19 protein-coding genes are annotated in these 21,143 nt (G+C 48.5%); 15 read left to right on the forward strand and 4 right to left on the reverse strand.

Going from position 1 to position 21,143, the window contains the following annotated elements; genetic code table 11:
- The first annotated feature begins 34 nt into the window (after positions 1–34).
- The 5 genes from prfC to AACS05_RS02795 all read left to right on the forward strand — a co-directional run bounded on the left by prfC (position 35) and on the right by AACS05_RS02795 (position 4,906).
- Positions 35–1,624: a peptide chain release factor 3 gene (gene prfC, locus AACS05_RS02775; protein WP_045439466.1), complete on the forward strand. Its 1,590-nt coding sequence runs from the start codon at positions 35–37 to the stop codon at positions 1,622–1,624.
- A gap of 405 nt (positions 1,625–2,029) precedes the next feature.
- Positions 2,030–2,647 carry a molecular chaperone OsmY gene (osmY, locus tag AACS05_RS02780; RefSeq protein ID WP_045439469.1) on the forward strand — a complete coding sequence of 206 codons (618 nt, stop codon included), beginning with the start codon at positions 2,030–2,032 and terminating at the stop codon, positions 2,645–2,647.
- 129 nt (positions 2,648–2,776) lie between these two features.
- Positions 2,777–2,938, forward strand: coding sequence for a DUF1328 domain-containing protein (locus AACS05_RS02785; protein ID WP_003019081.1), 162 nt, complete (start codon positions 2,777–2,779; stop codon positions 2,936–2,938).
- Positions 2,939–3,059: 121 nt separating this feature from the next.
- Positions 3,060–4,133 carry a patatin-like phospholipase family protein gene (locus AACS05_RS02790; protein WP_045439472.1) on the forward strand — a complete coding sequence of 358 codons (1,074 nt, stop codon included), beginning with the start codon at positions 3,060–3,062 and terminating at the stop codon, positions 4,131–4,133.
- Complete coding sequence (locus AACS05_RS02795; RefSeq protein WP_045439475.1) at positions 4,130–4,906, forward strand: metal-dependent hydrolase; 777 nt, start codon at positions 4,130–4,132, stop codon at positions 4,904–4,906. Before AACS05_RS02790 ends, AACS05_RS02795 begins: the two co-directional genes overlap by 4 nt.
- A gap of 33 nt (positions 4,907–4,939) precedes the next feature.
- Here AACS05_RS02795 and AACS05_RS02800 read toward each other — a convergent pair whose 3' ends face one another.
- Entirely contained in the window at positions 4,940–5,803 is an 864-nt protein-coding gene (locus AACS05_RS02800) for a YjjW family glycine radical enzyme activase (protein ID WP_045439478.1), read from the reverse strand.
- The gene (locus AACS05_RS02805) at positions 5,775–7,325 is read right to left on the reverse strand and encodes a YjjI family glycine radical enzyme (protein ID WP_045439481.1); all 1,551 of its coding nucleotides are present in this window, start codon (positions 7,323–7,325) and stop codon (positions 5,775–5,777) included. Before AACS05_RS02805 ends, AACS05_RS02800 begins: the two co-directional genes overlap by 29 nt.
- A 272-nt stretch (positions 7,326–7,597) precedes the next feature.
- Between AACS05_RS02805 and deoC the strand changes: the two genes are divergently transcribed.
- The 4 genes from deoC (at position 7,598) to deoD (ending at position 11,952) form a co-directional block, all read left to right on the forward strand.
- Positions 7,598–8,377 carry a deoxyribose-phosphate aldolase gene (gene deoC / locus AACS05_RS02810; protein WP_197086132.1) on the forward strand — a complete coding sequence of 260 codons (780 nt, stop codon included), beginning with the start codon at positions 7,598–7,600 and terminating at the stop codon, positions 8,375–8,377.
- A 107-nt stretch (positions 8,378–8,484) separates the two neighbouring features.
- Positions 8,485–9,807, forward strand: a complete 1,323-nt coding sequence (deoA, locus tag AACS05_RS02815; RefSeq protein WP_045439487.1) for a thymidine phosphorylase — start codon at positions 8,485–8,487, stop codon at positions 9,805–9,807.
- A gap of 51 nt (positions 9,808–9,858) precedes the next feature.
- The gene (deoB, locus tag AACS05_RS02820) at positions 9,859–11,082 is read left to right on the forward strand and encodes a phosphopentomutase (protein ID WP_045439490.1); all 1,224 of its coding nucleotides are present in this window, start codon (positions 9,859–9,861) and stop codon (positions 11,080–11,082) included.
- Positions 11,083–11,232: 150 nt separating this feature from the next.
- Positions 11,233–11,952, forward strand: coding sequence for a purine-nucleoside phosphorylase (gene deoD / locus AACS05_RS02825; protein ID WP_000224864.1), 720 nt, complete (start codon positions 11,233–11,235; stop codon positions 11,950–11,952).
- Positions 11,953–12,042: 90 nt separating this feature from the next.
- Here deoD and lplA read toward each other — a convergent pair whose 3' ends face one another.
- Entirely contained in the window at positions 12,043–13,059 is a 1,017-nt protein-coding gene (gene lplA, locus AACS05_RS02830) for a lipoate--protein ligase LplA (RefSeq protein WP_045439498.1), read from the reverse strand.
- A 22-nt stretch (positions 13,060–13,081) separates the two neighbouring features.
- A complete protein-coding gene (locus AACS05_RS02835) occupies positions 13,082–13,723 on the reverse strand; it encodes a YtjB family periplasmic protein (RefSeq protein WP_045439500.1) in 642 nt (213 codons plus the stop codon).
- Positions 13,724–13,838: 115 nt separating this feature from the next.
- Between AACS05_RS02835 and serB the strand changes: the two genes are divergently transcribed.
- From serB to AACS05_RS02865, 6 genes are all read left to right on the forward strand, one after another.
- Positions 13,839–14,807 (forward strand): phosphoserine phosphatase, encoded by a 969-nt coding sequence (gene serB / locus AACS05_RS02840; RefSeq protein ID WP_045439503.1) that lies wholly within the window; start codon positions 13,839–13,841, stop codon positions 14,805–14,807.
- An 11-nt stretch (positions 14,808–14,818) separates the two neighbouring features.
- Complete coding sequence (gene radA / locus AACS05_RS02845; protein ID WP_045439506.1) at positions 14,819–16,201, forward strand: DNA repair protein RadA; 1,383 nt, start codon at positions 14,819–14,821, stop codon at positions 16,199–16,201.
- Positions 16,202–16,339: 138 nt separating this feature from the next.
- Positions 16,340–17,569, forward strand: a complete 1,230-nt coding sequence (nadR, locus tag AACS05_RS02850) for a multifunctional transcriptional regulator/nicotinamide-nucleotide adenylyltransferase/ribosylnicotinamide kinase NadR (protein ID WP_370637015.1) — start codon at positions 16,340–16,342, stop codon at positions 17,567–17,569.
- 364 nt (positions 17,570–17,933) lie between these two features.
- The gene (locus tag AACS05_RS02855) at positions 17,934–18,713 is read left to right on the forward strand and encodes an ABC transporter permease (protein ID WP_045439510.1); all 780 of its coding nucleotides are present in this window, start codon (positions 17,934–17,936) and stop codon (positions 18,711–18,713) included.
- Positions 18,710–19,375, forward strand: a complete 666-nt coding sequence (locus tag AACS05_RS02860; RefSeq protein ID WP_045439512.1) for an ABC transporter ATP-binding protein — start codon at positions 18,710–18,712, stop codon at positions 19,373–19,375. The genes AACS05_RS02855 and AACS05_RS02860 overlap by 4 nt, the downstream gene beginning before the upstream one ends.
- 69 nt (positions 19,376–19,444) lie before the next feature.
- A complete protein-coding gene (locus tag AACS05_RS02865; RefSeq protein WP_045439514.1) occupies positions 19,445–20,770 on the forward strand; it encodes a CDP-glycerol glycerophosphotransferase family protein in 1,326 nt (441 codons plus the stop codon).
- Positions 20,771–21,143 lie beyond the last annotated feature (373 nt).

Consider the following 21,143-nt stretch of genomic DNA (forward strand, 5'->3'; position numbering starts at 1 on the left):
GCCTGATGCCGTGCTTACCTAAGAAGATTTGACTATGACGTTGTCTCCTTATTTGCAGGAGGTGGCTAAACGCCGCACTTTTGCCATTATTTCTCACCCGGATGCCGGTAAAACGACTATCACCGAAAAGGTGCTGTTATTCGGACAGGCTATCCAGACCGCCGGTACGGTAAAAGGCCGTGGCTCCAGCCAGCATGCGAAATCTGACTGGATGGAGATGGAAAAGCAGCGTGGTATCTCCATTACTACCTCGGTAATGCAGTTTCCGTATCATGACTGTCTGGTGAACCTGCTGGACACCCCTGGGCACGAAGACTTCTCTGAGGATACTTACCGTACGCTGACGGCGGTGGACTGCTGCCTGATGGTCATCGACGCCGCAAAAGGTGTTGAAGACAGGACCCGTAAGTTGATGGAAGTTACGCGTCTGCGTGATACCCCGATCCTGACCTTTATGAACAAACTTGACCGTGATATCCGCGATCCGATGGAACTGCTGGATGAAGTGGAAAACGAGCTGAAAATCGGCTGTGCGCCGATTACGTGGCCGATTGGCTGCGGTAAATTGTTCAAGGGCGTGTATCACCTTTATAAAGATGAGACCTACCTGTACCAGACCGGTAAAGGCCATACCATCCAGGAAGTTCGTATTGTCAAAGGTCTGAATAACCCGGATCTCGACGCGGCAGTGGGTGAAGATCTGGCTCAGCAGTTGCGTGATGAGCTGGAGCTGGTTCAGGGGGCTTCTAACGAGTTTGACCATGAGCTGTTCCTGGCGGGTGAAATAACACCGGTTTTCTTCGGGACCGCACTGGGTAACTTCGGTGTAGACCATATGCTGGACGGTCTGGTGGAGTGGGCGCCAGCGCCAATGCCACGTAAAACCGATACCCGCGTAGTTGAAGCCTCAGAAGAGAAGTTCACTGGTTTCGTCTTTAAAATTCAGGCCAATATGGACCCGAAACATCGCGACCGCGTGGCGTTTATGCGTGTTGTTTCCGGAAAATATGAGAAAGGCATGAAAATGCGTCAGGTGCGCATTGGTAAAGATGTGGTGATTTCAGATGCGCTGACCTTTATGGCTGGAGATCGTTCTCACGTGGAAGAAGCGTATCCAGGCGATATCCTCGGTCTGCACAACCACGGCACCATTCAGATTGGTGATACCTTTACTCAGGGCGAAATGATGAAGTTCACCGGTATCCCGAACTTCGCACCGGAGCTGTTCCGTCGTATTCGCCTGAAAGATCCGTTGAAGCAAAAACAGCTGTTGAAAGGTCTGGTTCAGCTTTCTGAAGAAGGTGCGGTGCAGGTCTTCCGTCCGATTGCCAATAACGATCTGATCGTTGGTGCGGTCGGTGTGCTGCAGTTTGATGTGGTCGTTTCACGCCTGAAAAGCGAGTACAACGTTGAAGCGATTTATGAGTCGGTCAACGTGGCAACTGCGCGCTGGGTAGAATGTACAGACGTGAAAAAATTCGAAGAATTTAAGCGTAAAAACGAAGTTCAGCTGGCGCTGGATGGTGGTGATAATCTTACCTATATTGCCCCTACCATGGTTAACCTGAACCTCACCCAGGAACGTTATCCTGACGTTACGTTCCGTAAAACGCGCGAACACTAATCGACCTTCCAGGGTGCGGCTTCTGCCGTACCCTGCGACTTTCCCTGCCTTTTTAATCCCTTACGGAATGTTCTTAAATCCCGCATTTTATCTTCGTTTTGTCTGTTTTTTAATCTGTTTGGTCAGCGACTTCGAAATTGTGATCTATATTTAACAAAGTGATGACATAAGTGTCGGCTTTAAATGCCATGCAAATATATGTTTATGGTTGTTAGAACTGATATTTATTTTTATCACGATATTAATAACTGGTTCGGGTCGTCGTCGTGCAGAACATCAATGTGAGTACTGTTGATTGTGATGGCGGCCATTGACTTCTGAATTGAGTGATTTTCGCCACATTCAGCAATGCAGCACATGTGCTGCCAATGCTCGAATTATGAGCAAAAAAACAGGATTAAATCGATGACAATGACAAGACTGAAGATTTCTAAAACGCTGCTGGCCGTGATGCTGACTTCTGCTGTTGCAACGGGTTCTGCTTTTGCAGAAAACGCGACAATGGACAAAGCGCAATCCGGTCTTGAAAGCGCGGGGCAGAAAGTCGATAGCTCTATGAACAAAGTCGGTAATTTCATGGATGACAGCTCCATCACTGCAAAAGTAAAAGCCGCGCTGGTGGATCACGAAAGTATTAAGAGCACCGATATCTCCGTCAAAACAGACCAGAAAGTGGTTACGTTAAGTGGGTTTGTTGAAAGCCAGGCCCAGGCTGAAGAAGCGGTGAAAGTAGCGAAAGGAGTTGAAGGGGTGACCTCCGTTAGCGACAAACTGCACGTTCGGGATAGCAAAAGTACGACTGTAAAAGGCTATGCGGGCGATACGGCAACCACCAGCGAAGTGAAAGCGAAACTGCTGGCTGATGACATAGTCCCTTCCCGTAAAGTGAAAGTAGAGACTACCGATGGTGTAGTTCAGCTTTCCGGAACCGTCGATTCACAGGCTCAAAGCGATCGTGCTGAGAGCATCGCCAAAGCCGTTGATGGCGTGAAAAGCGTCAAAAACGATCTCAAAACTCAGTAATTCGACTTAATTCGCCTTCCCGATGTTTGTCGGAAGGCGTGTTGTGCACCACACTAAAAAATATCGCAAATGGGCGGCCTGAGCGTCCATATCAAGCGGTTGACATTAACTATGGTAAAGGAGAAGCGTATGTTTCGTTGGGGCATCATATTTCTGGTTATCGCGTTAATTGCCGCCGCTCTGGGATTTGGTGGACTTGCGGGTACCGCTGCAGGTGCGGCAAAAATAGTCTTCGTGGTCGGGATTATCCTGTTTCTGGTTAGCCTGTTTACCGGTCGTAAACGACCCTAGCGCGTAAACCGTAAAGAAAAATTGCTACCAAGCCAGTCCAGTGGACTGGCTTTTACGGTTTTAGCGATGAGCAAATTGCGTTACTTTGTCGTTCTATCACAAAAAATACAGGAAGGCAGAGGTGGGGCAGAGAATACCCGTCACGCTCGGTAATATTGCGCCGTTATCGTTACGTCCGTTTCAACCTGGCAGTATGGCGCTGGTGTGCGAAGGCGGAGGACAAAGGGGGATCTTTACTGCAGGCGTACTGGATGAGTTCATGCGTGCGCAATTCAATCCCTTTGATTTCTACTACGGGACTTCCGCTGGCGCGCAAAATCTTTCGGCCTATCTTTGTAATCAGCCCGGTTACGGACGCAAAGTTATTATGCGTTATACCACAAAGCGTGAGTTCTTTGACCCGGTGCGATTTGTGCGCGGGGGAAATCTTATCGATCTCGACTGGCTGGTGGATTCAACATCGACGCAGATGCCGCTGGCGATTGATAACGCAGAGCGCCTGTTTGCAGCGGGAAAAGCTTTTTACATGTGCGCCTGTCGGGGAGATGACTATAGCCCGGGCTACTTTTCACCTACCCGACAGAATTGGCTCGACCTTATCCGCGCCTCCAGTGCTATTCCGGGATTCTATCGTTCGGGAGTGTTGCTTGACGGTGTCAACTATCTGGATGGGGGAATTAGCGATGCTATCCCCGTGCAGGAGGCGGCAAAGCAGGGGGCAAAAACGTTGGTGGTGATCCGCACCGTGCCCTCGCAAATGTACTATACGCCACAGTGGTTCAAGCGGATGGAGCGCTGGCTGGGGGAAAGCAGCTTGCAACCGTTGGTGAATTTAGTTCAGCATCATGAAACCAGCTATCGTGCTATTCAGAATTTTATTGAAAAACCGCCCGGTAAGCTGCGTATCTTTGAGATCTATCCGCCAAAACCGCTGCACAGTATGGCGTTAGGTAGCCGTATTCCGGCACTGAGAGAAGACTACAAAACAGGACGCCTTTGCGGTCGTTACTTTTTGGCTACCGTGGGTAAGTTGTTGGCGAAAAATACGCCGTTGCCGCGCCAGACTCCGAAGATTGTGGTGCCGGGGCCGGTGGTGGTCCCTCCTGCACCGGTTGCCAATGATGCCCATGCCCCGGTGGTTACCCACGCACCCCAGGCCAACGACACGACATTCAATAATGAGGATCTGGCGTGAGTTATCGTTTTATCGATACGCATTGTCATTTCGATTTTCCGCCCTTTGTCGGTGATGAACCTGCCAGTATCCAGCGTGCCGCTGAGGCCGGGGTGAACAGCATCATTGTCCCGGCCACTGAGGCGGTGAATTTTTCACGCGTGCTGGTGTTAGCACAAACCTATCCATCGTTGTTTGCCGCATTGGGTCTGCACCCCATTGTTATTGAACATCACGACGGCGACTGTCTGGATAGACTGCAACAGGAACTGGAAAAACGACCGCAGAAAGTAGTTGCCGTCGGAGAGATCGGACTGGATCTGTGGCGCGACGATCCGCACTTCGACAAGCAGGAATGGGTACTGGAGGCGCAGCTTAAGCTGGCGAAACGCTACGATATGCCGGTGATCCTGCATTCGCGCCGCACCCATGACAAGCTGGCGATGCATCTTAAACGCCACGCCCTCCCGCGAACCGGTGTAGTACACGGTTTTGCAGGAAGCATGCAGCAGGCGGAGCGCTTTGTTCAATTGGGCTATAAAATTGGCGTGGGCGGGACCATTACCTATCCACGCGCCAGTAAAACGCGTGAGGTGGTGGCGCAGTTACCGCTGGAAGCATTGCTGCTGGAAACCGACGCGCCGGATATGCCGTTAAACGGTTTTCAGGGCCAGCCTAACCGCCCGGAACAGGTGGTCCGGGTGTTTGATGTTTTATGTGAATTGCGTCCAGAGCCAGCGGACGTGATTGCTGATGTGCTGTATCGCAATACGACCGCGTTGTTTACCCTCTGATGGCCGGATAAGGCGTAGGCGCTATCCGGCAATTCACAAATATAACGCTGGATAAATCAGATTATCCACCCCGCGCTTGCGTAATTCTTTCGCCAATTGCTCCACATCCTCCGGCGTTGCGCTCGCCCACGCTTTGGCTTCGCCATATACGCCATGCGCATGGAATGCATTAAGCCGCACCGGTACGCGTCCAAGTTGGGTAATAAACGCCGCCAGTGGTTCGATATGATGCAGATAATCCACCTGACCGGGAATGACCAGCAGACGCAATTCCGCAAGTTTTCCCCGCTCAGCCAGAAAGAGAATACTGCGCTTGATCGTCGCATTATCGCGCCCGGTAAGCTGCATATGGTATGCGCTGTCCCAGGCTTTGAAATCCAGCATTACACCGTCGCAAACCGGTAACAGCTTCTGCCAGCCGGTTTCGCCAAGCCAGCCGTTGCTGTCCACCATGCAGGTCAGGTGCTGTAACTGCGGATCGGCTTTGATCGCTGAGAATAGCGCAATCACAAAGGGGAGTTGAGTTGTGGCTTCCCCACCGCTGACGGTGATCCCCTCAATAAACAATGATGCCTTACGGATGTGGCGTAGAACCTCATTGACGCTCATGGTCTGCGCCATCGGTGTCGCCTGCTGTGGGCACATTTGCAGGCAGGTATCACATTGCTGGCAAATATCAGAATGCCACACCACTTTACTCATATTCAGGCTTAGCGCCTGATGTGGACACTGCGGAACACATTCCCCGCAATCGTTGCAGCGTCCCATCGTCCACGGGTTGTGGCAATTTTTACAGCGCAAATTACACCCCTGTAAAAAGAGGGTCAGACGACTGCCTGGCCCGTCCACGCAGGAGAAAGGGATGATCTTACTGACCGAAGCGCATCTGCTGTTCATGGCTTACCACACGAGGTTGTCGTTCCAGAATACGCGTATTGCGGGCGGCCTCTTCACCCAGCCAGGTGGTATTGGTGCGAGAGCCTTCGGCGCGATATTTTTCCAGATCGGACAGGCGCACCATATAACCGGTCACGCGTACCAAATCGTTACCACTCACGTTGGCCGTAAACTCACGCATACCAGCTTTAAACGCCCCGAGGCAAAGTTGTACCAACGCCTGAGGATTGCGTTTGATTGTTTCATCCAGCGTTAAAATATCGCTGATCCCGGCGTGATAATACGCGTGGTGTGGTGCAACGGTTTGCAGATGGGTGATAGGATCCGGCTCATCGCCATAAGGCAGACGCGCACCCGGCGTGGTGCCAATATCAGAACTGATACCCGACTGCGCATGCAGCATCGCGCGCTGCTTCCAGCCATATTTTACTGGTGTGTTTTCCACAAAGTCAGCAAGCTGGGCGCTGATACGATAGCCCATCTCATTAGCACTCTCATCCTTCCCGTAGCGGGCGCTCAGGCCGGCCTTTTCACAAAGCAGGTTTACCGCTTCCGCCAGACCGTACATCCCAAACATTGGTACAAAACGTTTGGGATCAATCAACCCTTCCTGCACCAGGAAGCTATTCTCAAAGAAATGTGATTTCTCGTAGAGGAATTCACATCGTGAATCAATGATGGCGATTTGCTGCTGACAGTAGTGCGGTAGAGTGCGCGTAAAGAAGTCATCGACAGACGTGCTGCGCTCTGCGATGGCTTTCAGATTGAGTCTGACCAGCGTACTTCCTCCCCCAGCGAGAGGCAGGGAGTTGTAACAGCTGACCACGCCATAGTGGCCTTTTGTGAAAATTTTATCATTTTCAGGGCCGTTGGAAATGTGTGGTTTGCTGCATTCGCAAATATTTTTCGCTACGTTCAACAGAAGATCGTCAGGAGTAATTTGCGGATCATAAATAAATGTCAGATTAGGGGAAACCTGCTTTAACTCTGCATCTGCACGTAAAATTGCTCGCGTAACTGGTGTGTCAGCAGGACCGATGTTGGCATGCATAAACGCATCTGGCAGCGTTCTGTCGAGATAACGCCAGAAACGTTTTATTCGAATGTCGATCTCTTCTTGTGTTAGAATTCTAACATACGGTTGCAGCAAAGCATCGATCTGCCCGAGGTAGACCGGCATCGAGGTTACTGACGGAACATGGTGGTACAGGATGGTCAGCAAGGATAATGCGTCATCAAGATCCTTTGCGCCTTCCAGTTCCAGCCATGATGAACCGTTGGCCAGAAAACGAGCGTAATCGGGTAAAACATAGCGCGGCTTGAACGGGGCATGACCTTCATACATATCGCAGATAACCCCGTCATCCAGCGCCTGGCGGGCCTCAACAGGCAAATGGGGATAAGGTAGAGCGTTCTCTGCCTCCAGCGCCAGAAAATGGCGTTTCTGTTCAGGGCTGAGCACCGGACTGGTCACGATTTGTTGGCAACGCTGTTGCAGCGCGAGTTCAGAGGACGTGGGCATCGTTGGTTCCTTTATGTGCCGAATAGGAGCTGAAGGTTAAGTGTCATTGTAGGAAGCTGTACAACATCAACCTTTGATCCGGATGCGGCTGAAGCCATCACATCCTGCCGGTAAAGGTTATTTATTTGAAGTAGATCTCATTAGAGTAATGCAAATCTGTATGTGGTTTTCATTAACTGTGATGTATATCGAAGTGTAATAGCGAGCGGATGTTAGAATACTAACAAACTCGCAAGGTGAAATTTTATACGGCGATGCCGTTGGAGAATGTTATGACCGATTTAACAGCAAGCAGCCTGCGTGCACTGAAACTGATGGATCTGACTACCCTGAATGACGACGACACGAATGAAAAAGTGATCGCGCTGTGTCATCAGGCTAAAACTCCGGTTGGTAACACGGCAGCAATCTGCATTTATCCGCGTTTCATCCCTATTGCTCGTAAAACTCTGAAAGAGCAGGGCACGCCGGACATCCGCATTGCTACAGTGACAAACTTCCCGCACGGCAACGACGACATCGAGATTGCACTGGCAGAAACCCGCGCCGCTATCGCTTACGGTGCGGACGAAGTTGACGTGGTATTCCCGTACCGTGCGCTGATTGCTGGTAACGAGCAGATTGGTTTCGATCTGGTTAAAGCCTGTAAAGACGCATGTGCTGCGGCAAATGTGCTGCTGAAAGTGATTATCGAAACAGGCGAACTGAAAGAAGAAGCCTTGATTCGTAAAGCCTCTGAAATCTCCATCAAAGCCGGTGCTGATTTCATCAAAACCTCTACCGGTAAAGTACCAGTAAATGCGACGCCGGAAAGCGCACGCATCATGATGGAAGTGATCCGCGATATGGGTGTGGAAAAAACGGTTGGCTTCAAACCGGCTGGCGGCGTACGTACTGCGGAAGACGCACAGCAGTTCCTGGCTATTGCGGACGAACTGTTTGGTGCTGATTGGGCTGATTCCCGCCATTACCGCTTCGGTGCATCCAGCCTGCTGGCTAGCTTGTTGAAAGCGCTGGGTCACGGTGATGGTAAGAGCGCAAGCAGCTACTAAGTTTCAATTGCCCATCGCAGGCCGGACAAGGTGTTAGTCACCCTCCGGCATCAATACGACTTGCCGGGTGGCATCTTGCTTACCCGGCCCATAATCGGGAGGTTACCTTGTTTCTCGCACAAGAAATTATTCGTAAAAAACGTGATGGTCATGCGCTGAGCGATGAAGAAATTCGTTTCTTTATCAATGGTATTCGCGATAACACCATCTCTGAAGGGCAAATCGCCGCCCTGGCGATGACTATTTTCTTCCACGATATGACAATGCCAGAGCGTGTTTCGCTGACCATGGCAATGCGTGATTCAGGAACCGTGCTGGACTGGAAGAGTCTGCAACTGAACGGCCCGATTGTGGATAAACACTCTACCGGTGGCGTGGGTGACGTAACGTCACTGATGTTAGGCCCGATGGTCGCTGCATGCGGTGGTTATATTCCGATGATCTCCGGGCGTGGTCTGGGCCATACCGGTGGTACGCTTGATAAACTGGAAGCCATTCCGGGATTTGACATCTTCCCGGATGACGCCCGATTCCGTGAAATTATTAAAGACGTGGGTGTTGCGATTATTGGTCAAACCAGCTCGCTTGCACCGGCGGATAAACGTTTTTATGCCACCCGCGACATTACCGCGACCGTGGACTCCATCCCACTGATTACTGGCTCTATTCTGGCGAAAAAATTGGCGGAAGGGCTGGATGCATTGGTGATGGACGTGAAAGTAGGCAGCGGTGCCTTTATGCCGACCTATGAACTTTCGGCTGCCCTTGCCGAAGCGATTGTTGGCGTGGCGAATGGTGCGGGTGTGCGTACTACCGCACTGTTAACCGATATGAATCAGGTGCTGGCCTCCAGCGCCGGTAACGCGGTAGAAGTTCGCGAAGCTGTACAGTTCCTGACGGGTGAATACCGTAATCCGCGTCTGTTTGACGTTACCATGGCGCTGTGTGTGGAGATGCTGATCTCCGGCAAACTTGCGAAAGACGATGCTGAAGCCCGCGCCAGGTTGCAGGCGGTACTGGATAACGGTAAAGCGGCGGAAATTTTTGGTCGCATGGTTGCGGCGCAGAAGGGACCGACCGATTTTGTCGAAAACTACGCGAAGTACCTCCCGACGGCAATGCTCAGCAAAGCGGTATATGCTGATACCGAAGGTTTCGTTAGCGCGATGGATACCCGTGCACTGGGTATGGCGGTAGTTTCCATGGGCGGCGGTCGCCGTCAGGCATCTGACACGATTGATTACAGCGTCGGCTTTACTGATATGGCGCGTTTGGGTGACAGCGTAGATGGACAGCGTCCGCTGGCAGTGATCCACGCCAAAGATGAAGCCAGCTGGCAGGAAGCGGCGAAAGCCGTCAAAGCGGCAATCAGCCTTGACGACAAAGCGCCAGAAATTACACCGACAGTCTATCGTCGTATTACCGAATAACTGTATACTGATCTGATCGCTTTTTTGCGGCGCAGATGTATGGAGAACAAGATGAAACGTGCATTTATTATGGTGCTGGACTCCTTTGGTATTGGTGCGACTGAAGATGCGGATCGCTTTGGCGACGTAGGTTCAGACACTATGGGACATATTGCAGAAGCCTGTGCGAAGGGCGAAGCTGACAATGGTCGCAAAGGTCCGCTGAATCTGCCTAACCTGACCCGTCTGGGCCTGGTGAAAGCTCACGAAGGTTCTACCGGTAAAATTGCGGCCGGTATGGACGGCAATGCGGAAGTCATTGGCGCTTACGCATGGGCGCATGAACTCTCTTCCGGGAAAGACACTCCGTCTGGTCACTGGGAAATCGCTGGTGTTCCGGTTCTGTTTGACTGGGGCTATTTCTCCGATCATGAAAACAGCTTCCCACAAGAGCTACTGGATAAACTGGTAAAACGTGCCAACCTGCCGGGCTATCTCGGTAATTGCCACTCTTCCGGTACGGTGATTCTGGACCAACTGGGCGAAGAACATATGAAAACCGGCAAGCCGATTTTCTACACTTCGGCTGACTCCGTATTCCAGATTGCCTGCCATGAAGAGACCTATGGCCTGGATAAACTCTACGAGCTGTGCGAAATCGCACGCGAAGAGCTGACCGAAGGTGGTTACAACATAGGACGCGTTATCGCGCGTCCGTTTATCGGCGATAAGGCCGGTAACTTCCAGCGTACCGGTAACCGTCACGACCTGGCCGTCGAACCGCCAGCACCGACGGTACTGCAGAAACTGGTTGACGAGAAAAAAGGCCATGTCGTATCCGTTGGTAAAATTGCGGACATTTACGCGAACTGCGGTATCACTAAAAAAGTGAAAGCGACGGGTCTGGACGCACTGTTCGACGCAACGATTAAAGAGATGAAAGAAGCGGGTGATGAGACCATCGTCTTCACTAACTTCGTCGACTTTGACTCCTCCTGGGGACACCGCCGCGACATCGCCGGCTATGCTGCAGGTCTGGAGCTTTTCGACCGCCGTCTGCCTGAGCTGATGGAGCTGGTGGGGGAAGATGACATTCTGATCCTGACCGCTGACCACGGTTGCGATCCGAGCTGGACTGGTACCGATCACACCCGTGAACACATTCCGGTGCTGATCTATGGCCCGAAAGTAAAACCAGGCTCTTTAGGTCACCGTGAAACATTCGCGGATATTGGTCAGACGCTGGCAAGCTACTTCGGTACGTCGCCAATGGACTACGGTAAAAACATGCTGTAATACCCGTTGTCTTTCGCGCCGTAGGCTCGTTGACTTCATTCGTTCACCCCGGTCACATAGTGAATCTATGCTCCTGTGGTGAACGAAATAGCCGCCTTCCTACAACGTGAAATCCTTAGGGTATTTCCACTATTTAATTAAGGATAATTTATGGCAACTCCACATATTAATGCAGAAATGGGTGATTTCGCTGACGTCGTATTGATGCCTGGCGACCCGCTGCGTGCTAAGCACATTGCTGAAACTTTCCTCGAAGATGTCCGCGAAGTAAACAACGTTCGTGGCATGTTAGGTTTCACCGGTACTTACAAAGGCCGTAAGATCTCAGTTATGGGTCATGGCATGGGTATCCCATCCTGCTCTATCTACACCAAAGAACTGATCACCGATTTCGGCGTGAAGAAAATCATTCGCGTGGGTTCCTGTGGTGCGGTGCGTATGGATGTCAAACTGCGTGACGTGGTAATTGGTATGGGTGCATGCACCGATTCCAAAGTTAACCGTATCCGCTTTAAAGATCATGATTTTGCCGCTATTGCTGATTTCGACATGGTGCGTAACGCTGTTGATGCTGCAAAAGCTCTGGGTGTAGATGCGCGTGTTGGCAACCTGTTCTCCGCCGATCTGTTCTACTCCCCGGACGGCGAAATGTTCGACGTAATGGAAAAATACGGCGTGCTGGGTGTGGAAATGGAAGCTGCGGGTATCTACGGCGTTGCGGCTGAGTTTGGTGCGAAAGCGCTGACCATTTGCACCGTATCTGACCATATCCGTACTCATGAGCAGACTACTGCTGCTGAGCGTCAGACGACCTTCAACGACATGATCAAAATCGCGCTGGAATCTGTTCTGCTGGGCGATAAAGAATAAGTTCGGTTTGTGCCCGGTGACGCTTTGCTTACCGGGTCTATAATACTGCCGGATAAGGCGTAGCCTCCATCCGGCAGTTATCTCAATTGCTTAACGCACTGCTCTGGCAATCCATGCCGAAAGCTCCTGGAGTTCTTCTTTCTGGTCCGGGAAGTCGACCAACAATGCCTCGCACTCATGCTGCAACATATCAGCGCGGTACAGACATCCTTGCAGACGATTCGCCAACGCTTCTAACGGGGCGGGGTTGAGGCTGTCAGTGAAGGCCTGCGCGCGGGTAATATGCCCTTTTTCAACGTCGAAATGCAGTTCTACGCCGCCCCAGGTGAAGCGCTCATCCAGCAGATGCGAAAAAGCAGGAGCCTGGCCAAAATTCCACTCCCAACTGCTCTGGCGAGCGAAAGTTTCGGCAAAATTCGGCAGATCCGGTGTTTTGTCGGGAGAGATAATCTCTGCTTCTACACGTTCACCGTAGTGGGCAAAAAAGGCATCGGTTACTGCCTTGCACACCTGTTCATGGGTGACGCCCGGCAGCAATTCAGTAAGATTCGCAACGCGTGAGCGTACGGAGGTAATCCCTTTGGCGGCGAGTTTCTTTTTATCCGGATTTAGATAGTTAGCCAAACGGCTGAGATCGGCATTTAACAGCAGTGTGCCGTGGTGGAAGCCACGGTCTTTGGTTTCCCGATAGGCAGAGCCAGAGACTTTGCGATCGCCCCCGGCAGTTTTGACGACCAGATCGTTGCGCCCGGATGCATCAGCATCGACTCCAAGAGAAGCTAATGCATTGAGTACGATAGTGGTGGATATGGTTTTGTCGTATTCTGGTTTGCCTGCCATAAAGGTAAAGCAAGTATTACCCAGATCGTGAAACACCGCGCCGCCGCCGCTGCTGCGACGTGCAAGCCGGACGTTGTCTTCTTCCATGCGCCGGGTATTGCACTCTTTCCACGGATTTTGCGCCCGGCCAATGACTACCGTATCAGCGTTGCGCCATAAAAACAGAACGCGCTGCGTAGCGGGCATTTGACGAAAAATGCACTCTTCAACGGCCAGGTTAAACCATGGATCGTAAGAGTCAGAGATGAGCAGGCGTAATGTTGTCATGGTCGATTTCCTTTCTGGTAAATTACTCTTTTTTCTCAGTGTCTTCTTCCTGTACCGGTTTGTTGGCGGTAAGCAGGAACGGGGATTGTTGCCAACGGGTACGCTTGCCTTGAAGTAGTGTTCGGGTCAACACTACACCAATAGCCAGTGACAGAAGCAGCATCAGGCGTAGAATGTTGGTGGTGTTATCCACCTGCTTCGCCTCAGTGGCGAGTGTGTGGGTATCAAGCGTCAGGCGTAGATAGCCCAGCGGGCCGTTTTTCCCCTGAATGGGTTCGACAATCTGCTGATTAAAATAGCCACCGGCTTTTTTACCGTCCAGCGCCAGCCGATCACGTACATCCACGCTCTCACCGGCATGTGTAATGAGATCGCCCTGTTCATCATAGACTCCCGCATCCAGAATACGGCTCTCTTCGGTGAGCTGATGTAGTACGAAAGCAATACGTTTCTCATCCGGTGTTTCGGTTCGCATCAGTGGTGCGACGTTTAACGCGACCTGGCGAGCCAGCGTGCGAGCCAATTCTTCCAGCTGCGGGTTACGCTGCTGTTGATGGCTTTGACTAAACCATGATGCGCCTTGCATGAGTGCGACGAGTAGCGCGAGGCAGGACAATACAATCACTGCACGATGAAGTCGGAATTTCAGTTTTGCGCGAGCCATATTCCACCTACTGAAAATTTGAGGCTTAATGTTGCCAGAAGCGCTGGTTACAAGGTAGCCTCATGCGTTATTTTCCCTGGATGATTCCGACCCGAACGATTTTACAGGAGCTTTAATGCCTAACATTACCTGGTGCGATCTACCTGAAGATGTCTCTCTGTGGCCAGGTCTGCCCCTCTCTTTAAGTGGCGATGAAGTGATGCCGCTGGATTACCACGCGGGCCGGAGTGGCTGGCTGCTGTATGGTCGTGGGCTGGATAAACAACGCTTAACGCAATACCAAAGCAAGCTGGGAGCGGCGATGGTTATTGTGGCAGCCTGGTGCGTCGAAGATTATCAGGTCATTCGCCTGGCGGGGTCGCTAACACCGCGTGCGACAAAACTGGCGCATGATGCCAAACTGGATGTTGCGCCACTGGGCAAAATCCCACATTTGCGCACGCCTGGTCTGCTGGTGATGGACATGGACTCAACCGCTATCCAGATCGAGTGTATAGATGAGATCGCTAAACTGGCGGGAACCGGTGAGATGGTTGCGGAAGTGACGGAGCGTGCGATGCGTGGTGAGCTGGACTTCACCGCCAGCCTTCGTAGCCGTGTCGCGACCCTCAAGGGCGCTGACGCAAACATTCTGCATCAGGTGCGTGAAACTCTGCCCCTGATGCCCGGCCTGACGCAACTGGTGCTAAAGCTGGAAACTCTCGGCTGGAAAGTGGCTATCGCCTCTGGGGGGTTTACCTTCTTTGCGGAATACCTGCGTCAAAAACTGCGACTGACTGCAGCGGTGGCGAATGAGCTGGAAATCATGGACGGTAAATTTACCGGCAACGTGACTGGCGATATCGTCGATGCCCAGTACAAAGCTAATACCCTGACTCGACTGGCACTAGAGCATGAAATCCCTATAGCGCAAACGGTCGCGATTGGCGATGGTGCGAACGATCTGCCGATGATCAAAACGGCAGGGTTGGGTATCGCTTACCATGCTAAACCGAAAGTGAATGAAAAGACGGAAATCACTATCCGTCATGCCGATCTGATGGGGGTGTTCTGCATTCTCTCCGGCAGTATGAATCAGAAATAACGAGGTAAAACGTGGCAAAAGCTCCTAAGCGCGCCTTTGTTTGTAACGAATGTGGGGCCGATTATCCGCGCTGGCAGGGGCAATGTAGCGCCTGTCAGGCCTGGAATACCATTACCGAGGTACGCCTTGCTGCATCACCAACAGTGGCGCGCAACGAGCGACTCAGCGGTTACGCTGGCAATGCAGGCGTCGCAAAGGTTCAGAAACTGTCGGAAATCAGTCTTGAGGAACTGCCGCGTTTTTCTACCGGTTTTAAAGAGTTTGACCGCGTGCTGGGTGGTGGCGTGGTGCCTGGCAGCGCTATTTTGATCGGCGGTAACCCTGGTGCGGGGAAATCAACGCTACTGCTGCAAACGCTGTGTAAGCTCAGCGAGCAGATGAAAACCCTGTACGTCACGGGGGAAGAATCCTTGCAACAGGTGGCAATGCGTGCGCATCGACTCGGACTACCGACTGCGAATATGAATATGCTGTCGGAAACCAGTATTGAACAGATTTGCCTGATCGCCGAAGAAGAACAGCCGAAACTGATGGTTATCGACTCCATTCAGGTAATGCACATGGCTGATATCCAGTCTTCGCCAGGTAGCGTGGCACAGGTTCGGGAAACGGCTGCTTACCTGACACGCTTTGCGAAAACGCGGGGCGTGGCGATTGTTATGGTTGGGCATGTCACCAAAGACGGTTCGCTGGCCGGGCCGAAAGTTCTGGAACACTGTATTGACTGCTCAGTGTTGCTTGACGGCGATGCTGACTCCCGTTTTCGTACTTTGCGTAGCCATAAAAACCGTTTTGGTGCAGTGAATGAGCTTGGTGTCTTTGCGATGACCGAGCAAGGTCTACGTGAAGTCAGTAATCCTTCAGCCATTTTCTTAAGTCGCGGTGATGAGGTCACTCCCGGTAGCTCCGTGATGGTTGTCTGGGAAGGAACACGTCCGCTGTTGGTGGAGATCCAGGCGCTGGTTGATCACTCAATGATGGCGAACCCGCGCCGTGTTGCGGTAGGGCTGGAGCAAAACCGTTTGGCCATTTTGCTGGCTGTGCTGCATCGTCACGGTGGGTTGCAAATGGCGGATCAGGATGTGTTTGTCAACGTGGTGGGTGGTGTAAAAGTCACTGAAACCAGCGCAGACTTGGCTCTGCTGCTGGCAATGGTTTCCAGCCTTCGCGACCGGCCGTTGCCGCAGGATTTAGTCGTCTTCGGTGAAGTGGGGCTGGCGGGTGAAATTCGTCCGGTTCCCAGTGGTCAAGAGCGGATTTCGGAAGCAGCGAAGCATGGATTCCGTCGGGCGATTGTACCTGCCGCGAATGTGCCGAAAAAACCGCCAGAAGGCATGCAAGTTTTTGGCGTTAAAAAACTCACGGATGCGCTCAGCGTTTTTGACGACTTATAATTAAATACCCGTCGTCTTTCCGGCGACAGGTGTGTTGGTCGTGTTCGCTGCCCCGAATCATATCGGGATTTGTTTGCGCCTTCCTGCCACCAGAGATCCATGGGTATTACGTTAATTTATAGCAAGCAGGAGGCTCTTGTGTCATTTGATTATCTGAAAACTGCCATTAAGCAAAAGGGCTGTACTCTGCAACAGGTGGCGGATGCCAGTGGCATGACCAAGGGGTATTTAAGCCAACTCCTGAACGCCAAGATAAAAAGCCCCAGTGCGCAAAAACTGGAGGCATTGCACCGTTTTCTGGGACTGGAGTTCCCCCGCCAGCAGAAAAACATTGGTGTGGTCTTTGGTAAGTTTTATCCATTGCATACTGGTCATATCTATCTGATTCAGCGTGCCTGTAGCCAGGTCGATGAATTACATATCATCATGGGCTATGACGATACGCGCGATCGGGGCCTGTTTGAAGACAGCGCTATGTCACAACAACCCACGGTTTCCGACCGTTTACGCTGGTTGCTGCAAACGTTTAAGTATCAGAAAAATATCCGTATTCATGCCTTTAATGAGGAAGGTATGGAGCCATATCCGCACGGCTGGGATGTCTGGAGCAACGGGATTAAAACGTTTATGCAAGAGAAGGGGATCCAGCCTAACTGGATCTACACTTCTGAAGAAGCTGACGCCCCGCAATATCTGGAACATCTGGGTATTGAAACTGTGTTGGTCGATCCAAAACGGACCTTTATGAGCATCAGCGGGGCGCAAATCCGTGAAAATCCATTCCGCTATTGGGAATACATTCCGACGGAAGTGAAACCCTTCTTTGTGCGTACCGTGGCGATCCTCGGCGGTGAGTCGAGTGGAAAATCGACACTGGTGAATAAGCTTGCCAATATCTTCAATACGACCAGCGCATGGGAATACGGGCGCGATTACGTCTTTTCCCATTTGGGCGGCGATGAGATGGCGCTGCAGTATTCTGATTACGACAAGATCGCGCTAGGACAAGCGCAATACATTGATTTTGCAGTTAAGTATGCTAATAAAGTGGCGTTTATCGACACAGACTTTGTCACCACTCAGGCGTTCTGCAAAAAGTATGAAGGGCGTGAGCACCCGTTTGTGCAGGCATTGATTGACGAGTATCGCTTTGACCTGGTGATCCTGCTGGAAAACAACACGCCATGGGTTGCGGATGGATTACGAAGCTTGGGGAGTTCGGTGGATCGCAAAGAGTTTCAGACGCTATTGGTATCGATGTTGGAGAAGAACAACATCAAATTTGTGCACGTTGAGGAGGCTGATTATGACTCGCGGTTTTTGCGCTGTGTGGAGCTGGTAAAAGGGCTGATGGGCGAGAGGGTATAGAGTTTATGGGTAGTATACGTTATATACTACCCATAATGTATAATATAAGTATTATGCATGATATTAATTGTGAATATTATCACTTCCTAAAGACAATAGATTAATTATATTCATGTTTTATATGAATAATATCTTAAAAAATATTTAGTCTCTTTCTATTTCAATATTATATTGTAAGATATCCCTTACTGGTTTAAAGGTATTACATATAATGTCTATCAGGGGCGTTATTTTGTATGTGGATTTCAACTCTCCTGCGTATCATTAACAATTTCGCGTGATACTTTTCTACTAAATAAAATATATATAAGCCTGTGGCAGCTTAAGCTAAGGGCGGTAGCATGTCGAATATAATGGAATGGCCATGGCGAGAAATTGCATTGAAATCCAAATTTCAGTAATTAAGGCATTATTTTTACGGGAAGCTAAAACACGATTTGGAAAATATCGTCTTGGATACCTTTGGGCTATATTAGAACCTGCTGCTCATCTTATGGTAATGTTAGTTATCTTTGGATATATAATGCATCGCACAATGCCTGATATATCTTTCCCGGTTTTTTTGATTAATGGTATTATTCCCTATTTCATTTTTAGTGACATATCCATTCGGTCAATTAAAGCAATTGAAGCTAATCAGGGACTATTTAATTACAGACCAGTAAAACCAGTAGATACAGTAATTGCAAGGACTTTGCTGGAAATGGTTATTTATATCCTTGTCTATCTGGTTCTGATGGGGATTCTTAGTTTGTGCGGTGAGATTTTTTCACTTGCTCGTGTATTACTCTTATTTAGTACATGGTTTTTGCTCATTGTATTTTCATGCGGTGTGGGACTGATCTTTATGGTGATAGGAAGCTCGCACCCAGAAACAGAAAAGTTTCTTCCTATCGTTATCAAGCCACTTTACTTTATTTCATGCATTATGTTTCCACTTCAGGCAATTCCTAAGCAGTATCAGTCCTATGTCCTTTGGAATCCCATCGTTCATGTTGTCGAACTTAGCAGAGAGGCAGTTGTTGCTAACTATACTAGCGATGGAATGAGTTTTGGCTATCTGGCTATTTGTGCGCTAGGGATCTTTTTTCTTGGTTTAGCCAGTTATTGGTTCCGGCGGAGAGCAATGCTAACTTCATCATGATCAAAGTCGAAAATTTAACGAAATCATATATCACGTCGAAAGGGCGTCACTACGTATTCAAGGATTTAAACTTTGAGTTACCAACAGGTAAGAGTGTTGCGCTGATTGGGCGTAACGGTGCAGGTAAATCTACATTACTTCGTATGATTGGAGGTATCGATCATCCAGATAGTGGAATGATAACAACCGATCAAACTATTTCATGGCCAGTAGGATTGGCAGGAGGGTTTCAGGGGAGCTTAACTGGTCGGGAGAATGTGAAATTTGTAGCCAGGCTTTATGCTGCAAAAAATGATTTCAGAGAAGTTATTGCTTTTGTGGAGGAGTTCTCTGAACTAGGAAAATACTTTGACATGCCGATTAAAACGTATTCTTCGGGGATGCGATCGAGGTTAGGTTTTGGATTAAGTATGGCATTTAAATTTGATTATTATTTAGTTGATGAAATTACTGCTGTTGGTGATTCGCGATTTAAAAGAAAATGTGACTTGATATTTTCTGAAAGATCAAAAGAAATGTCATTACTAATGGTGTCACATAGTGATGAATTATTGAAGAAATATTGTAATATGGCTATTGTTATAAATAATGATAATGAAGTGTTTATATATGATGATGTTGTGGATGCGTTAACTATATATCATGAATCCGTTCTTAAATAAACACACTAAAAAATAAGTATAAATGACGATTGCTTGTTAATTACAAAATCTATGGATGGGTGCTTTTATATGAGGAATTCGGTAAAGAATCGGGAAGATCTTCTTGTTCTAATAAGTGAAAAAGGTGGTGAGCAAGCGAGAGATAATGGATTTTCTTATTTTGCACATAGAATTAATGAGGGGTTTAAAAATACTTATTATGTTTGTGGGCGTAACAATATAGATAGCGATAAGCTAAAGCCATATTCGAAAAACGTTATAATAAAAGATAGTTTAAAACATCGATGGTTATTCTATAAAGCAGATTACCTTGTACTTAATGATGGCTATATGGATGTGTTCCCTTCTTTCAAAAAAAAGCCCCTCAGCAGAGGGTGGTCTCCTATTATATATTTACAGCACGGAATTATATCATATAAAAAAGTACATTTTTATAAAGGGCATTATAATGGAAGGATTAGATATTTCCACACATCTCTAAGCTCGGAATATAAAATTGTAAAAGATGTTCTTCAACCTCAGAAAGACATAAAACAAACATATAACATTATTCTTAAACATAAGATATTTTATTTGCGAAGTTATTTTGATAGGAATGATTTGCGTGGCTTTTATAGATATATATTAAGTAATTATTACAATGATAGAAGATCAGTGGACTCCTCTGATCTTCAGATTCTTAAACGGTTAATAACAAATATTGGCTTCTTATCATGCCGATTAGTCAATAGTGGTCTTTCTAGACATGAAAATCTTCAATACATAAGAAAAACCAATCAGAATATGTTGTTCTTTTTTACCTGGAGAGATGATTGGACTATTAAGGGAAAAGAAAATACGTTTCTTTCACTTGTGAAAAAAATAAAAGATAGTACAAGAATCATGGAGTATGCTGATAACCACAAATTGAAGGTAGTTTTTTATCTGCATGAGAAAATTTTATACTTACAGCGTGAGGTTGAAGAAATTTTTGAAGGAAATATAGGGTTTGTTGGTCAAAATGATTTCAATGTTGTCCTTAAAGATACAGCATTATGCATTACTGATTATTCTTCCGTGTCTTTTGAGTTTAACCTGTTAAATATACCTGTTATTTTTCTTCAGTTTGATTACGATTTTTACAAACATGAACGTGGGCATTTTATGAACTCGCCTAATGATTTTTTGGGAGTAACGGTCAGAACAATAGATGAATTGGAAAATATATTTTCTTTTGAAAACTTTGATAAGGCATTGACATTAAAGGCCAGACGTAATCGTGCCATCGTAAGACAGGACTATCCTAATTTTGGTAAATCAAATTATCTTATAGATAAGTTGCTCGAAAAAAAACAAATCATATCGTATATTTTTGTTATAACTTATATGGTGTCGGAGGAACAGTTCAGACTGTAATTAATCAAGCGAATTACTTAGTATCAATTGGTTATATGGTCACTGTGATATCATTACGTAGAACAGAAGCGATACCCAAACTCAATTTAGACCCGAGTGTAAGATTAGAGTATCTTAATGACGCAAGAAGCAAAGGTAAGTTTCGAAATAAATATGAAAACTTGCTATCAAAATTTAAATCAAGGTTATTTAAGAAAACTGAAGATTTATATTCTGGATTGTCTATTTTAACCGATTTAAAACTAATTCTTATTCTACGAACACTGAGAAATTGTACTCTCGTTGGTACTTTTCCCGGATTATGTGTCAATATCATAAAATATAGTCATAATTCCAATGTTGTTATGGCTCAGGAGCATAAAGAATTTAGTTC

Source organism: Citrobacter sp. S-77 (assembly GCF_963864895.1).
In the GTDB taxonomy this organism is placed as follows: domain Bacteria; phylum Pseudomonadota; class Gammaproteobacteria; order Enterobacterales; family Enterobacteriaceae; genus Citrobacter; species Citrobacter murliniae.